The following is a 13,308-nucleotide window of genomic DNA, read 5'->3' as shown; positions in this document are numbered from 1 at the left end:
CATGGTCTATCCGGGCGAGGCCTTCGACCCGCTGGCGGTGCTGGAGACGGTGGAGGCAGAGCGCTGCACCGGCCTCTACGGCGTGCCCACCATGTTCATCGCCGAGCTCGGCCATCCGGCGTTCAAGCGCTTCGACCTCTCCACCCTGCGCACAGGCATCATGGCCGGCTCGCCCTGCCCGACCGAGGTGATGAAGCGGGTCAATGCCGAGATGCACATGTCCGAGGTGACGATCTGCTACGGCATGACCGAGACCAGCCCAGTCAGCTTCCAGACCGCGGCCGACGATCCGCTGGAGAAACGCGTCGGCTCGGTCGGCCGCATCCATCCCCATGTCGAGGTCAAGATCGTCGACTCGGACGGCCGGATCGTGCCGCCGGGCATCCCCGGCGAGCTGTGCACGCGCGGCTATTCGGTCATGCAGGGCTACTGGGGCGACGTCGAGAAGACCGCCGAGGCGATCGACGCCGGCCGCTGGATGCACACGGGCGACCTGGCCACCCTGGACGAGCAGGGCTACTGCAACATCGTCGGCCGGATCAAGGACATGGTCATTCGCGGCGGCGAAAACATCTACCCGCGGGAGATCGAGGAGTTCCTCTACACCCACCCCGACATCCTCGACGCCCAGGTGATCGGGGTCCCGGACCCCAAGTACGGCGAGGAGCTGTGCGCGTGGATCCGGATGCGGGACGGTGCCGAGCCGCTGACGGCGGAGAAGGTGCGGGAGTTCGCCACCGGCAAGCTGGCGCACTACAAGATCCCTCGCTACGTGCAGGTGGTCGACGAGTTCCCCATGACCGTGACCGGCAAGGTCCGCAAGGTGGAGATGCGCGAGAAGTCCGTGGCGGACCTCGGCCTCGCCGGCCAGGCCTGACGGCCGGAATGCCGGGGCGCAGCAACGCGTTGTGCCTGACAAGTTGAATGTTGAATCATCTAGGAGTCGAGATGCCTGCCGTGACCGTCCCCGACCTGACCGTGCTGCCACGCGTGCCGGCCCCGGCGCCGGGCGCCCAGCAGCGACCGGTGCGCTCGATCACCAACGCCCCCGGCGGGCTCGAGGGCGAGGGCTTCCCGGTCAAGCGCGCCTTTGCGGGGGTCGACCTGCGGGACCTCGACCCGTTCATCCACCTGGACGAGATGGGTGAGGTCGAGTACGCCCCCGGCGAGCCCAAGGGCACGCCCTGGCACCCGCACCGCGGCTTCGAGACCGTCACCTACATCATCGACGGCATCTTCGACCACCACGACTCCTTCGGCGGGGGCGGCACCATCACGAACGGCGACACCCAGTGGATGACCGCCGGAGCCGGCATCCTCCACATCGAGGCGCCGCCGGAGCACCTCGTGGTCAGCGGAGGCCTGTTCCACGGGTTCCAGCTGTGGGTCAACCTGCCGCGGGTCGACAAGCTCAAGCCGCCGGCCTACCAGGACCTGCGCTCCAGCGAGGTCAGGCTGCTGAGCTCCGCCGACGGTGGCTCGCTGCTGAGGGTCATCGCCGGCGAGGTCGGCGGGCAGGTCGGGCCGGGCTCGACGCACACCCCCATGGCGATGGTCCACGCGACGATCGCGCCGGGTGGCACCCTCGACCTGCCCTGGCGCCCGGACTTCAACGCACTCGTCTACGTCATGAGCGGCGACGGCTTCGTCGGGCCCGGCCAGGCACCTGTCGGCACGGGCCAGCTCGCGCTGCTCGGCCGGGGTGACGCCCTGCGGCTGTCCGCCGCCCCGACGCAGCAGGCACGGTATGCCGCCGGCCTCGACGTCGTGATCCTCGGTGGTCGGCCGATCCGGGAACCCGTGGCGTGGGCGGGGCCGTTCGTCATGAACACCAAGGCGGAGGTCATCCAGGCGTTCGAGGACTACCAGGCCGGACGGCTCGGGAAGCCGATGCCGCACGCCGGCCAGGGCGGGACGCTCGACGCCTGAGGCCACCGCCGACGGCGTGACGACGAGCGGAGCGACCCCCCGGGTCGACCGTCAGCTCGAATATCGATACGTTGTGTAGCGAAATGAGAGGAGTGGACCGCGTGAACCAGAACCCGACCCGCACCCGTGCGCGCGCCGTCGCTGTGAGGGCCGACCGCTACCCCCACGACTACCTGCACACCGACCGCCCGTACGAGCAGACCCAGAGCGACATCGGCGGCAGCCTCCTGCTGGGCGCTGTGGCCGTCGCGGTGCTCATGGCGCTCGTCGTCCTCGGTCTGGTCTGAGCCGGCCAGCCCTACAGGGCTTCGGAAAGGAAGTCGACGAGGAGCCGGGACACCTCCTCCGGGCGCTCGAGCGAGGGGAGGTGCCCCGCCCAGTCGAGCGTGACGAGCTCCGCAGCCGGGAGCTCCCTCGCCAGGTGGTCGGCGATCTGCTGGAACCACTGCAGGTCGTGCCCGCCCCGCACCACGAGGGCGGGCATCGTGAGCCGCTTCGGGTCCACGTCGGTTCCCTGCGGCTCGGGCGGCGGTGAGAGCGCCTCGGCGGTCCGGTCGAGCTCGAACGCCCGGGCCTGCATCTGCCGGACGAGGTCACGGGCGCCCTGCGAGGCCTCGGGGCCCAGCCAGGTCCGCACGTTCAGCTCGACCGCGGCCGGCAGGTCGCCCGCCTCGAGCAGGCGGTCCTCCTCGGCGCCGAAGGCCTCGACGTCCGGCGTCGGCGGCAGCCCGCGGTAGGCCGTGCACAGCAGGACCAGGGCGCTGAACCGGTCGGGTACCGCCGTCGCGGCCTCGAGGGCCACCCGGCCGCCGAACGAGGAACCGACGAGCGCCGCCCGCTCCACCCCCGCGTCGTCCAGCAGCGCCAGCACGTCCGCGGCGTGGCTGAACGGCCCGGGCTCGTGGGGGTGCTCCCCGAAGCCGCGCAGGTCGGGCGCCAGCACCCGGTAGGCGTCCTGCAGGGCGGCCACCTGCGCCTCCCACATGCGGTGGTCCGCCACCCCCGAGTGCAGCAGCAGCACCGTGGCGCGTTCGTCCGGCTCAGGGCGTGAGGTCATCCGCCGACCGTAGTCCCGCGGCCCCGCCCCCAGTCGCACCGGCCGCACCAGTCGCTCCAGCCGGTTCCTGGGGCAGCTCGCCCTCCTCCAGGACGGTGGTCTCGGCACCGGCCGGTGACGCGGCATACCTCTCGCTCAGCTGTCGGTAGTAGCGGCTGCTGAGCGCGAACGCGGTCAGCAGCAGGCCGAGCAGGGCGGTGAGGACGAACACGAGGGCGATGCCCCGCGACGGCCCGGTGCCGAACCAGTCGCCGATCAGCTCGGCCCCCAGGCCGTCGGTCATGAAGGGGATGAACGCGAACTGTGCCAGCGGGCTGATGAGGAAGGCGGTCAGGGGCGAGGCCGCCTGCTCGACGCTCTGCGCGAACCCGAACACCCGGCCCTGCCGCTCGTAGGGCACGACCTTCTGCAGCACGGTCTGCTCGGCTGCCTCGACGTAGGGCATCAGCACCATGTAGACGACCATCCCCGCGGTGAGCCAGACGATCGAGTCGCGCATCGGGAAGACCACCGTGGCGCCCCAGAGCGCGAGGTTGATGAGCAGGATCAGCCGCACCGGGTTGGGGCCGAGACCGGTGCGCGTGATGAGCAGCCCGCCGATGATGAGCACGCCGCTCAGGGCTCCCCAGATGAGTCCCCAGACCTGCACCGAGACCATGGAGAGGCCGTAGGCGTCCATCAGGGCCATGAAGACGCCGCCGAGGAAGTTGTTGATCGCCGAGAAGACGATGAGCGGGAACATGCCGGGTATGCCGCGCACGACGGCGACGGTGCCGCGCAGGTCGACGCGGTGGTCGCTGGCATCGGCAGCCCGCTCGCCCACGACCGCGGGGAGCCGCACGAACGGCAGGTGCACGAGGGCCACGCCGAGCACGACGATGGCCAGCACGAGGACCCCGAACATCCCGTTGGCTCCCACCAACAGTCCGCTGATGACGGAGGTCACGAGGAAGGACACGCCCGCGGTGGTGCCGACCATGCCGTTCGCCCGGTCGCGCTTCCGCTCGGGCACGAGGGCCGTGACCATCGTCGGGAGGGCGATGGTGCGCAGGTTGCCGGCGATCATGCCGGCCATGAGCAGCACGACGAGCACCCAGAGGCGCACGCTGGCCGGGTCGGTGAACTCCTCCCGTGGTGTGGCGAGGTAGAGCGCGAAGCCCGCCAGGTAGAGGACCAGCGACACCATCGCCGAGGCCTGCATGACGGCCTTCTTGGGGTGGTGGTCGACGATGCTGCCGAACCAGATCCCCGTGGCCATCATGCTGACGAGGAAGATGCCGGCGATCATGCCGGTCGCGAAGACCGACCTCGTCTCGAGGTACACGAAGAAGGTGATCGCGAACCACACCGTGAAGTTGATGACGGAGACCAGCAGCACGTTGACGAGCAGCTGGAGGAACGCCGGCATGAACGGGTCGCGCAGCCGCAGCCTGCTCTCGGCCGCGGTGTCCACGGGCTCGGACATGGTCGCCTCCTCGGGTCGGTCTCCGGGTAGACCGCGCCGCAGTCCCCACATCATCGCTCGCCGTGCCGACATCGGCCCCGGACCGGCGTTCCACCTGCTGGACGAGGGCGCGACGGCAGTCACAATGGCGCCCATACCGTGCCCGGAGGCTCTAGGTTGCTGACCACGCTGTGACATCCCTGCTGTGACATCGCATGACGGGAGCAACCGTGCGGATAGGTGTGCCGAAGGAGTCCAAGCCGGGCGAGACCCGGGTCGCTGCCACCCCCAAGACGGTGGGGCAGCTGATCGGACTCGGCTACGACGTGGTCGTCGAGACGGGCGCCGGCACGCGCTCGAACTTCAGCGACGCCGCCTTCGAGCAGGCGGGCGCGGTGGTCGCGGAGGCGGGGGCCGTCTGGGGCGCGGACGTCGTCCTCAAGGTCAACGCACCCAGTGACGAGGAGGTCGCGCGGCTGCGCCCGGGCGCGGTCCTCGCCAGCCTGGTCAGCCCGGCGCTCAACCCCGCGCTGGTCGAACGACTCACCGCCCAAGGTGTCACGGCGCTGGCCGTCGATGCCGTCCCGCGCATCTCGCGGGCCCAGTCGCTCGACGTGCTCAGCTCGATGGCCAACATCGGCGGCTACCGCGCGGTGGTCGAGGCGGCCCACGAGTTCGGCAGCCTCTTCACCGGGCAGGTCACAGCGGCCGGCAAGGTCCCCCCGGCCAAGGTCCTGGTCGTCGGCGCCGGTGTCGCGGGGCTCGCGGCGATCGGCACGGCCAGCAGCCTGGGCGCCATCGTCCGGGCGTTCGACGCCCGCCCCGAGGTGGGTGAGCAGGTCGAGTCGATGGGTGCGGAGTTCCTGAGGGTCGAGGGCCTCGAGCAGGAGGGGCCGAGCGCCACCGGCTACGCCAAGGAGATGGGGGAGGACTTCAACCGCCGGGCCGCCGAGCTCTACGCGGAGCAGGCGAAGGACGTCGACATCATCATCACCACCGCCCTCATCCCCGGAAGGCCGGCACCGCGGCTGATCACCGGCGACATGGTGGCGTCGATGAAGCCCGGCTCCGTCATCGTCGACATGGCCGCGTCCAACGGCGGGAACGTCGAGGGCTCGGTCGCGGACGAGCTCGTCCTCACCGACAACCAGGTGCGGATCATCGGCTACACCGACCTGCCCGGCCGGCTGCCCACGCAGGCCTCGCAGCTCTTCGGCACCAACCTGGTCAACCTGATGAAGCTGCTGACGCCCGGGAAGGACGGTCAGGCCGTCCTCGACCTCGACGACGTGGTCATCCGGGGCATGACCGTGTGCCGCGGCGGCGAGACCCTGTGGCCGCCGCCGCCCGTGCAGGTCAGCGCCGCACCCGCGGCGGTGGCCGAGCAGCCCGCCGGGCCGGCGGAGCCGCCACCGCCGCCAAGGCCGCCGGACCCGCGGCGCAGGTACGCGGCGATGGGGCTGGCAGCCGTGCTCTTCGCGCTGGTGGCGGTCTCGTCGCCTGCCGCCTTCCTGGGGCACTTCACCGTGTTCGCGCTCGCCGTGATCGTCGGGTTCTACGTCATCTCGAACGTCGCCCACGCGCTGCACACGCCGCTGATGTCCGAGACCAACGCCATCTCCGGGATCATCCTGGTCGGCGCGCTGCTGCAGATCGGGAGCGAGGACCCGCTCGTGCGCACCCTCGCCTTCGTCGCGACGGTGATCGCCAGCGTCAACATCTTCGGCGGGTTCGCGGTGACGGGCCGCATGCTCCAGATGTTCCGGAAGGACTGACGCGCATGTCAGAGGCCATGACCACGAACGCCGTCCAGGCGGCATACATCGTCTCCGCCGTGCTCTTCGTCCTCTCCCTCCACGGTCTGTCGAAGCACGAGAAGGCCAAGGAGGGCAACGCCTTCGGCGTCGCCGGCATGGTGATCGCCCTCGCGGCGACCATCTGGCTCGCCGCCGACCAGGCTGCCAACGCCCCCGTGACCCTGCTGCTCATCGCGGTGGCGATGGCCATCGGGGCCGCCATCGGACTGTGGCGGGCACGCGTCGTCGAGATGACGCAGATGCCCGAGCTCGTGGCCATCCTGCACAGCTTCGTGGGTCTGGCGGCAGTGCTCGTCGGGTTCAACTCCTTCTTCACCGAGGAGGGGCTCGAGGGCTCGCTCGCGACCATCCACAGCGTCGAGGTCTTCCTCGGGGTCTTCATCGGCGCGGTGACCTTCACCGGCTCGGTGGTGGCGTTCCTCAAGCTCAGCGCCAGGATCAGGTCCTCGCCGCTCATGCTCCCGGCGCGGCACCTGCTGAACCTCGTGGCGCTGGTGGTCTCCGGCGGGCTGCTGGGGTGGTTCGTGGCGTCGCACTCGGTGGTGCCGCTGCTGGTGATGACGGTGATCGCGCTGGCCTTCGGGTGGCACCTGGTGGCCTCGATCGGCGGCGGCGACATGCCGGTCGTGGTGTCGATGCTCAACAGCTACTCCGGCTGGGCCGCGGCGGCGGCCGGCTTCATGCTCGGCAACGACCTGCTCATCGTCACCGGCGCGCTCGTCGGCTCCTCCGGTGCGATCCTGAGCTACATCATGTGCCGGGCGATGAACCGCTCGTTCGTCTCGGTCATCGCCGGTGGCTTCGGCCAGGAGGTCTCGGTCGGGGAGGCCAAGGACTACGGCGAGCACCGTGAGGTGGCCGCCATCGACGTCGCGGACATGCTGCGCGACGCCTCCTCGGTCGTCATCACGCCCGGCTACGGCATGGCCGTGGCGCAGGCGCAGTACCCCGTCGCCGAGCTGACGTCGCAGCTGCGCAAGAAGGGCGTCAACGTGCGGTTCGGGATCCACCCGGTCGCGGGCCGGCTGCCCGGTCACATGAACGTGCTGCTCGCCGAGGCCAAGGTGCCCTACGACATCGTCCTCGAGATGGACGAGATCAACGAGGACTTCCCTGACACCGACGTCGTGCTGGTCATCGGGGCCAACGACACGGTCAACCCCAGCGCGGCCGAGGAGCCGAGCAGCCCGATCGCGGGCATGCCGGTGCTCGAGGTGTGGAAGGCGCGCAACGTCGTGGTGTTCAAGCGCTCGATGGCGACCGGCTACGCGGGGGTGCAGAACCCACTGTTCTTCCGCGACAACAGCCAGATGCTCTTCGGCGACGCCAAGGAGCGGGTCGAGGACATCATCAAGGCCCTCTAGGCCAGCGCGCCCCCAGTGCGTGCCGGTCAGTGCAGTGCGCCCCCGTCAGGGCAGGGGGTGCCCGGGGTCGGCGACCACGTCGAGCTCGTTGCCCTCGGGGTCGGCCATCACCTGCCACCACACGCCGATCTCGTCGACGAGGTCGACCACGGGGTCGCCGAGCAGCCGCCCCCCGAGTGACTCGAGCTCGGCGACCAGGTCGGGCACACCGCGCTCCAGCGGCGGGTGGATGTCGAGGTGGCTGCGGTTCTTCCCCGCCTTGGGCTCGGGCACACGCTGGAGGATGAAGACCGGGCCGGGCGGCTCGCCCTCGCGCGGCACCAGGACTTCGTAGTCCTCGAGGGAGGTGGCCGGCTCATAGCCGAGGGCGGCGGACCAGAAGGGCACGAGGGCCTTCGGGTCGAGGCAGTCGAGGACGACGGAGACTCTCATGGGCCCACCGTCGCAGAGAGCCACCGGCGCCGCGCGGAACCTCGGGTTCCACGCCCTCCACGAGCCGCCCCGAAAGCCCCCCCGCAGGCACCGGTCCCGACGTCGAGCCCGGGTCCTGGAGGCGCCCGTCCGGGCGCTGGGACTGGCGGTGGTGCGACCCGGTCCGGGGGCGTAGCGTGCGAATCATGCTGGTGTGGCAGGGGTGCGCCAGGCATTCGGGTGAGTGCATGGGGGAGCACCACACGGGCACGGGTCACTGGACATGCCAGGACAACCCATGACACAGACACCCCCGGGTGACCCGTCTCGGCAGCCACGCGTCCGGCGCCCGGGGCCAGCCCCCTCGGAACGGACGTGGCTGGAGGCGACGTGGTCGTCGCGAGCCGCGATGGGCTCGCACGGCGAGGTCACCGCCTACGCCCAGCGCGGCGTCTGGCTCATCGAGGTCGAGGGTGACTTCGGGACCCTGGTGCAGGACGTCGACCTCGCGATCCAGATGGCTCTCGCAGAATGCCCCAAGGGCGTGGTCTGCAGCCTCATGCACCCGCCGTCGGGCCGGGACGCAGACCGGCTGCTGGACAGCCTGGCCTCGGCAGGGCGCCACGTCCGCCGGTGGCCGGGGACGCCGATCGTGGTCGTCTGCCAGGACCCTGGGACCCTGGACGCCCTCGACGCCCGTCCCGACGGGCAGTACCTCGGGCGCTCCCCGTCCCTGCTCAGGGCCTGGGCCCGCATCAGCGCCCAGGACCAGGGACGGACCGCCCACCAGCGCCTGCGCCCCGACGCCCTCACCTCCCGCACGGCGCGCCGGTTCCTCGCCCGCGCCTGCACCGAGTGGGGCCTGGACCACCTGGCGTCCTCAGCGTCCATCATCGTCAGCGAGCTGGTCACCAATGCCGTGCAGTACGCCGGCGGCCACGTCGACCTCTTCCTGGCCGAGCACGCGGGATGCCTGCGGATCGCGGTCCGGGACCGTGACAGCGCCTCGCCGGTCACCCCGGTGATCGACCCGGAGAGCCTGAAGGGCCGGGGGCTGCGCATCGTCGAGACGTTGTCCCAGTCCTCCGGGGCGCTGCCCGCCGCCGGGGGAGGGAAGCTCGTCTGGGCCGTCCTGGGTGCCGAGCCGCGCTGACCCTCCCGTCCCGGCGGCCTGCGCCCGCCCAGGACCTCGAGGTCAGGTGCTGGTCATGCTGGGGACCTCGCCCTCCTTGGCGCGGCCGCTGAGCCGGCTGTTGCGGTGACCGTAGAAGAAGTACAGGACGAAGCCGATCGCCATCCAGACGATGAACCGCAGCCACGTCTCGACGCTGAGGTTCAGCATCAGGTAGAAGCAGACCAGCGCCGAGACGATCGGCAGCACCGGCACGAACGGCACCTTGAAGGCTCGCTGGAGGTCCGGGCGCCTGCGCCGCAGGATGATCACCGCGACCGAGACGAGCGTGAAGGCCGCGAGGGTGCCGATGTTGACCATCTCCTCGAGCTTGCCGATGGGGGTCAGCGAGGCCACCAGGGCGATGAACAGCCCGAGGGAGATGGTGATGCGCAGCGGTGTGCCCGTGCCGACGTTGGTCTTGCCGAGCACCGGGGGGAGCAGCCAGTCGCGGCTCATCGCGAAGACCACCCGGGTGGCGCCGATCAGCAGCGTCATGATGACGGTGGTCAGGCCGGCGACGGCACCGGCGGCGATCAGGGTGGCGTAGCCCCCCTTCCCGACCGACTCGAACGCCGAGGCGAGCGCGGCCTTGGGGTCGATCTGGTCGTAGGGGACCATCCCGGTGATGACGGCGGCGACGGCCATGTACAGGACGGTGCAGATGACGAGCGAGGCGATGATCCCGATCGGCAGGTCGCGCTGGGGGTTCTTGGCCTCCTCGGCGGTCGTCGCCACCACGTCGAACCCGATGTAGGCGAAGAACACGATCGAGGCGCCGGTGACGATGCCCAGGATCCCGAAGGTCACCGGCTCGATGCCGAACAGCACCTGGATCAGCGGCGCGGTCAGGCCCTCCTCGGCCTTGGTGGGCTGCGACGGCGGGATGAACGGGGTGTAGTTCGACGCCTTGACGAAGCCGAGCCCGGCGACGATGACGAACAGCACGATGAACACCTTGACCGCCACGAGCACGAGGTTGACCCGCATCGACTCCTTGATGCCGAGCGACACGATGAGCGTGATGGTGGCGACGAGGAGGAAGGCGAGCAGGTCGAAGTGGGAGCCGGAGGCCAACGCGTCCGGCCAGTCGAAGCCCAGCTGGCCGAGGAAGAGGTCGGCGTACTGCGACCAGCCCTGTGCCACGACGCTCGCGCCGAGCATGAGCTCGAGGAGGAGGTCCCAGCCGATGATCCAGGCGACCAGCTCGCCGAGCGCGGCGTAGGAGAACGTGTACGCCGAGCCCGACACCGGAACGGTCGAGGCGAACTCCGCGTAGCAGAGCGCGGCGAGGCCGCAGCACACCGCGCCGATGACGAAGGAGATGATGATCGAGGGCCCGGCGTACTCCTGGGCCGCGCGCCCGGTGACCGTGAAGATGCCCGCGCCGATGATGACGCCGACGCCGAAGACGGTGAGGTCGAGGGCGGAGAGACGCTTCTTGAGCTGGTACTCGGGCTCGTCGGTCTCGCGGATGGACTGCTCGATCGACTTCGTGCGCATGATGCTCACAGCGGGCCACCCTCCGGCGGAACAGTGCGGTCGCCCCCCGGGAGCGACCCGGACGGGCCCACGCTAGCCGCCCGGGAGCGACCTGCCCACCCGAGTCTCAGCCGAGGCGGTGGCGACCTCTCACCGGGCGACGCCTCACCGGCGACGTCTCACCGACGTCTCACGGACGTCTCACCGGCGGCGGTCGCCGCGGTCGCCGCGGTCGTCCCGTGGCGGCAGGTACGTGATGGGCCCGGTGTCGGCGTCGCGGTCGCCGCGCTCGAGGTCCGGGCTGCGGTAGAGCGAACCACCCGACTCGTGCCCGCCCGTCGGCGGGCGCACCGGGATGGCGGTGGAGCTGTCCCCGGCATACCGCGGGTCGTCCCAGCCGGAGTACGGCCCCGGCAGCTCGGCCCGGTCGTCGCCGACCGGCCCGCGGTCGGTGCGGTCGCGGTCGGTGCGGTCGCGGCGGTCGCGGTCGAAGACCCGGAAGATCTCGGCGCAGATCGCGCGGTAGTGGTGGTCCGGCTGGGGGACGAAGTTGACCTCGCGGAGGGCCTGGTCCTGGCCTGCGCTCTCCATGATGAAGCGGCCGTAGCCGAGCGCCCGCCCGGGGACGGAGCGGGAGTACGACATGTCGGTGACCTTGGACAACGGCATCATGGACACCCTCCGGGTGATGAACCCGTAGAAGAGCAGCAGCCGCTTGTCGGTGGCGACGAACCAGTCATGGCGCCACTCGGCCAGCAGGTATGCCGCCCGGCCGAGGACCACGAACCACGCCCACCACAGCACCGTGCTGACCAGCCCCAGGGCCGGGTCGATGGTGGCGTCGACCCAGAGCGCGAGGGCGCCGCCGGCGACCGCGCTGGCCACGGGTTCGGCGACCTTGGCCCAGTGCTGGTGGACGGCCGTGACCAGGCGCTCCCCGTCGAGCAGGTAGCGGTCGAGCTCCCTGTGGCTCCCCGACGAGACCGGCGCCATACCGGGCTACCTGCCGAGCAGCGCGTCGAAGAACTGCCCGATGCTCTTGACGCCGTCGACGAGGATCTCCCCCGAAGTCCTGACGATGTCGGCGGCGCGGTCGGGTGAGGTGAAGATCGCGTAGACGGCGAACGCGACGAGGACCCACAGCAGGATCTTCTTCACGCGCGGCATGTCTTCTCCTTGATCAGTTGCGGTCGGGGGGAGGTGTCCGGTCGGGAGGCGGTCAGCGCGTGGCCAAACCATGAGCGTGGCGCATGGCGGCGGCGCAGTCCGGGAGGCGCGCCGCTGGGAGGTGGGGTCAGACGAGGCCGTACAGGCGGTCGCCGGCATCGCCGAGGCCAGGGACGATGTAGCCGTTCTCGTTGAGCCGCTCGTCGACGGCTCCGGTCACCAGGTTGATCGGGACGTCGAGGTCGGCGACCTCCTCCTCGAGGTGCTTGATGCCCTCGGGGGCGGCGAGCAGCGTGACCGCGGTGATGTCGTCGGCGCCGCGCTCGACGAGGTAGCGGATCGTCATCGCCAGGGTGCCGCCGGTGGCGAGCATGGGGTCGAGGACGTAGCACTGGCGGCCGGAAAGGTCGTCGGGCAGGCGGTTCGCGTAGGTGATCGCCTCGAGGGTCTCCTCGTTGCGCTGCATGCCCAGGAAGCCGACCTCGGCGCTCGGCAGCAGCCGGACCATCCCCTCGAGCATGCCGAGGCCGGCGCGCAGGATCGGCACGACCAGCGGCTTCGGCGTCGACAGCTTGATGCCGGTCGTCGGGGCGACGGGCGTCTCGATGTCGAACGGCTCGGTCCGCACGTCGCGGGTGGCCTCGTAGGCCAGCAGCGTCACGAGCTCCTCGGCGAGGCGCCGGAAGGTGGGGCTGTCGGTCCGCTTGTCGCGCAGGTAGGTCAGCTTGTGAGCGATGAGCGGGTGGTCGGCAACGTGGACGCGCATAGGCGAAACTTAGCGCGTGAGCCACCAGCGCGGTCCAGCGGCCGATCCCCGGTATGCCGCGTGGATGGGCCGCGCGCTCGACCTCGCCGCCGCGGCGGCGGCCGCCGGGGACGTGCCCGTGGGTGCCGTGGTCGTCTCGCCCGCCGGCCAGGTCATCGGCGAGGGCTGCAACGTGCGCGAGGTCGACGGCGACCCCACCGCCCACGCGGAGGTGGTCGCGCTGCGGGCGGCCGCACGGCATACGGGGGAGTGGCGCCTCGAGGACTGCACCCTCGTCGTCACGCTGGAGCCGTGTCCGATGTGTGCCGGCGCCCTGGTGCTCTCGCGCATCTCGACGCTGGTCATCGGAGCGTGGGACCCGAAGCTCGGCGCCTGCGGGTCGGTGTGGGACATCGTGCGGGACCGGCGGGCCAACCACCGCGTCGAGGTCATCAGCGGCGTCCGGGAGGCCGAGTGCTCCCAGGTCCTGCTCGACTTCTTCGCCCCGCACCGCGGCTGACTCCGGGAGGAATGGCTCGGGCTCACCCGATTTCTGTGCGGGTCGGGCGCTCGGGTACATTGCTCGGCGGTGGCGTGTCCGAGCGGCCTAAGGAGCACGCCTCGAAAGCGTGTGAGGTTAATAGCCTCCGCGGGTTCAAATCCCGCCGCCACCGCCAAGAAATCCCTCCCGGTTCGCCGTGAGGGATTTTCTGTTTCTGCG

The 13,308-nt window shown here is 70.6% G+C and carries 14 protein-coding genes and 1 tRNA gene; 8 read left to right on the top strand and 7 right to left on the bottom strand.

Annotated elements, in window-relative coordinates:
* The 3 genes from VIB11_RS03105 to VIB11_RS03095 form a co-directional block, all read left to right on the top strand.
* Positions 1-877, top strand: an 877-nt coding sequence (locus VIB11_RS03105) for an AMP-binding protein (protein WP_332028253.1), incomplete at its 5' end; no start/stop codon positions are given.
* Positions 878-948: 71 nt separating this feature from the next.
* The gene (locus tag VIB11_RS03100; protein WP_332028251.1) at positions 949-1,929 is read left to right on the top strand and encodes a pirin family protein; all 981 of its coding nucleotides are present in this window, start codon (positions 949-951) and stop codon (positions 1,927-1,929) included.
* Between the two features lie 101 nt (positions 1,930-2,030).
* Complete coding sequence (locus VIB11_RS03095) at positions 2,031-2,216, top strand: hypothetical protein (RefSeq protein WP_332028249.1); 186 nt, start codon at positions 2,031-2,033, stop codon at positions 2,214-2,216.
* 11 nt (positions 2,217-2,227) lie between these two features.
* Here the strand turns inward: VIB11_RS03095 and VIB11_RS03090 are convergent, their stop codons facing one another.
* Positions 2,228-2,986 carry an alpha/beta hydrolase gene (locus tag VIB11_RS03090; protein ID WP_332028247.1) on the bottom strand — a complete coding sequence of 253 codons (759 nt, stop codon included), beginning with the start codon at positions 2,984-2,986 and terminating at the stop codon, positions 2,228-2,230.
* Positions 2,970-4,451 carry an MFS transporter gene (locus VIB11_RS03085; protein WP_332028245.1) on the bottom strand — a complete coding sequence of 494 codons (1,482 nt, stop codon included), beginning with the start codon at positions 4,449-4,451 and terminating at the stop codon, positions 2,970-2,972. Before VIB11_RS03085 ends, VIB11_RS03090 begins: the two co-directional genes overlap by 17 nt.
* 209 nt (positions 4,452-4,660) lie before the next feature.
* On the opposite strand from VIB11_RS03085, the gene VIB11_RS03080 reads away from it, so the two are divergent.
* Positions 4,661-6,205, top strand: a complete 1,545-nt coding sequence (locus VIB11_RS03080; RefSeq protein ID WP_332028259.1) for a Re/Si-specific NAD(P)(+) transhydrogenase subunit alpha — start codon at positions 4,661-4,663, stop codon at positions 6,203-6,205.
* A gap of 17 nt (positions 6,206-6,222) precedes the next feature.
* Entirely contained in the window at positions 6,223-7,611 is a 1,389-nt protein-coding gene (gene pntB, locus VIB11_RS03075; protein ID WP_332028257.1) for a Re/Si-specific NAD(P)(+) transhydrogenase subunit beta, read from the top strand.
* A gap of 45 nt (positions 7,612-7,656) precedes the next feature.
* On the opposite strand, the gene VIB11_RS03070 is transcribed toward pntB, so the two are convergent.
* The gene (locus VIB11_RS03070) at positions 7,657-8,043 is read right to left on the bottom strand and encodes a VOC family protein (protein ID WP_332028243.1); all 387 of its coding nucleotides are present in this window, start codon (positions 8,041-8,043) and stop codon (positions 7,657-7,659) included.
* Between the two features lie 388 nt (positions 8,044-8,431).
* On the opposite strand from VIB11_RS03070, the gene VIB11_RS03065 reads away from it, so the two are divergent.
* Positions 8,432-9,175, top strand: coding sequence for an ATP-binding protein (locus VIB11_RS03065; RefSeq protein WP_332028241.1), 744 nt, complete (start codon positions 8,432-8,434; stop codon positions 9,173-9,175).
* Between the two features lie 42 nt (positions 9,176-9,217).
* Here VIB11_RS03065 and VIB11_RS03060 read toward each other — a convergent pair whose 3' ends face one another.
* The 4 genes from VIB11_RS03060 to upp all read right to left on the bottom strand — a co-directional run bounded on the left by VIB11_RS03060 (position 9,218) and on the right by upp (position 12,608).
* Positions 9,218-10,705: an amino acid permease gene (locus VIB11_RS03060; RefSeq protein WP_332028240.1), complete on the bottom strand. Its 1,488-nt coding sequence runs from the start codon at positions 10,703-10,705 to the stop codon at positions 9,218-9,220.
* A 171-nt stretch (positions 10,706-10,876) separates the two neighbouring features.
* Positions 10,877-11,668 (bottom strand): PH domain-containing protein, encoded by a 792-nt coding sequence (locus tag VIB11_RS03055; RefSeq protein ID WP_332028238.1) that lies wholly within the window; start codon positions 11,666-11,668, stop codon positions 10,877-10,879.
* 6 nt (positions 11,669-11,674) lie between these two features.
* Positions 11,675-11,842 (bottom strand): hypothetical protein, encoded by a 168-nt coding sequence (locus VIB11_RS03050; RefSeq protein ID WP_332028236.1) that lies wholly within the window; start codon positions 11,840-11,842, stop codon positions 11,675-11,677.
* A 127-nt stretch (positions 11,843-11,969) separates the two neighbouring features.
* The gene (upp, locus tag VIB11_RS03045; RefSeq protein ID WP_332028234.1) at positions 11,970-12,608 is read right to left on the bottom strand and encodes a uracil phosphoribosyltransferase; all 639 of its coding nucleotides are present in this window, start codon (positions 12,606-12,608) and stop codon (positions 11,970-11,972) included.
* Positions 12,609-12,672: 64 nt separating this feature from the next.
* Here upp and tadA point away from each other — a divergent pair, with 64 nt between their 5' ends.
* Positions 12,673-13,107, top strand: coding sequence for a tRNA adenosine(34) deaminase TadA (tadA, locus tag VIB11_RS03040; RefSeq protein ID WP_332028255.1), 435 nt, complete (start codon positions 12,673-12,675; stop codon positions 13,105-13,107).
* Between the two features lie 68 nt (positions 13,108-13,175).
* Positions 13,176-13,264: transfer RNA gene (locus tag VIB11_RS03035), tRNA-Ser, on the top strand.
* The last annotated feature ends 44 nt before the right edge of the window (positions 13,265-13,308 follow it).

Source organism: Pedococcus sp., from assembly GCF_036554925.1.
Taxonomy (GTDB): Bacteria; Actinomycetota; Actinomycetes; order Actinomycetales; family Dermatophilaceae; genus Pedococcus_A.
This window is presented reverse-complemented; position numbering and strand designations above follow the sequence as displayed.

Coding starts and splice junctions, on each gene's coding strand:
- VIB11_RS03085 (WP_332028245.1), bottom strand. CDS start 4,451: ATGTCCGAGCCCGTGGACACCGCGGCCGAGAGCAGGCTGCGGCTGCGC.
- VIB11_RS03090 (WP_332028247.1), bottom strand. CDS start 2,986: ATGACCTCACGCCCTGAGCCGGACGAACGCGCCACGGTGCTGCTGCTG.
- tadA (WP_332028255.1), top strand. CDS start 12,673: ATGGGCCGCGCGCTCGACCTCGCCGCCGCGGCGGCGGCCGCCGGGGAC.
- pntB (WP_332028257.1), top strand. CDS start 6,223: ATGACCACGAACGCCGTCCAGGCGGCATACATCGTCTCCGCCGTGCTC.
- upp (WP_332028234.1), bottom strand. CDS start 12,608: ATGCGCGTCCACGTTGCCGACCACCCGCTCATCGCTCACAAGCTGACC.
- VIB11_RS03100 (WP_332028251.1), top strand. CDS start 949: ATGCCTGCCGTGACCGTCCCCGACCTGACCGTGCTGCCACGCGTGCCG.
- VIB11_RS03055 (WP_332028238.1), bottom strand. CDS start 11,668: ATGGCGCCGGTCTCGTCGGGGAGCCACAGGGAGCTCGACCGCTACCTG.
- VIB11_RS03065 (WP_332028241.1), top strand. CDS start 8,432: ATGGGCTCGCACGGCGAGGTCACCGCCTACGCCCAGCGCGGCGTCTGG.
- VIB11_RS03050 (WP_332028236.1), bottom strand. CDS start 11,842: ATGCCGCGCGTGAAGAAGATCCTGCTGTGGGTCCTCGTCGCGTTCGCC.
- VIB11_RS03070 (WP_332028243.1), bottom strand. CDS start 8,043: ATGAGAGTCTCCGTCGTCCTCGACTGCCTCGACCCGAAGGCCCTCGTG.